Consider the following 1,096-nt stretch of genomic DNA (forward strand, 5'->3'; position numbering starts at 1 on the left):
GAGCACACCTTGGTACAGATGACGACTTCGTCGCGGTCGGCGAAGTCTTTGAGGGCGCGACCGAGGATCTCCTCGCTGCTGCCCAGCGAGTATCCGTTGGCGGTGTCAAAAAAGTTGATGCCTGTCTCGACGGCGTGCTTGATGAGCGGCCTACTGGTTTCCTCGTCCAGTGACCAGACGGGATACCCGCGATTGGGCTGGCCGTATGTCATCGCGCCGATGGCGATCGGTGAGACATCCAAACCGGTAGTTCCAAGCTTTATGTAGCGCATAGGGATTCCTGTTGTTGGGGGTCGGGTGGCGGCAGGCGCGGATCAGCGCCTAGTCAGGCCAGCAAAGCCAGTTTGGGGATCACCTCGTCGCCGAGGCGGCCGACGAACCCGATCGGATCGGGATTTCCCGGCAGGGCAGCAATATTGATCAATTCAATGCCTGCCTCGGCGAAGCCCTGCATTGCATTCATAAATGCGGTGGGATCGCCGAACGGGTCGAACTGTGGACCGAGCATGAGGGTCTTGCGGATCTCGCGGGGGTCTCGTCCGATCTCCTCGCAATGCCGTTTCAGGACCTCGACTTTGTGCTTCACCTCATCGGGTGTTGCGGCGTTGCTATTCCAAACGTCGGCGTACTGCGCGACCAGGCGCAGCGTCTTCTTTTCGCCGTCCCCGCCGATCAGCACGGGCGGACGGTTGATGGGTTGTGGTTGACAGATCGTCTCGGCCAGCTGGTAGTGCCGGCCCTGGTACGGGCCGTCATTGTCGCTCCACATCTGCTGGCAGATCTGCACCGTCTCTTCGAGCATTTCGAATCGTTGTCGCAGCGGCGGATAGGTGACACCTAGCGCCAGGTGCTCCCGCTCGTACCACGCCGCGCCGATGGCAAACATTGATCTACCACGGGAGAGTACGTCGAGGGTGGCGATTGTCTTGGCGAGCAGGCCGGGGTAGCGATAGGTCACCCCGGTCACCATCAAGGTCAACGTGATCGTCTCGGTCTGCCCGGCCAGGAAACCCAGCGAGGTGTAGCCCTCCAGGAACGGGTCCTCGGCCTTGCCGACCTGTTCCATTTGAAAGAAGTGGTCGGCCAGGGTGAACAT

The 1,096-nt window shown here is 60.8% G+C and carries 2 protein-coding genes; both read right to left on the reverse strand.

What is annotated here, in order from left to right:
- On the reverse strand, nucleotides 1-272 hold a 272-nt coding region (locus tag A5695_RS11285; RefSeq protein WP_197515318.1), incomplete at its 3' end, for an aldo/keto reductase.
- Nucleotides 273-325: 53 nt separating this feature from the next.
- Nucleotides 326-1,096, reverse strand: a 771-nt coding sequence (locus A5695_RS11290) for an LLM class F420-dependent oxidoreductase (RefSeq protein WP_068081203.1), incomplete at its 5' end; no start/stop codon positions are given.

The organism is Mycobacterium sp. E1747 (assembly GCF_001667775.1).
Taxonomy (GTDB): Bacteria; Actinomycetota; Actinomycetes; order Mycobacteriales; family Mycobacteriaceae; genus Mycobacterium.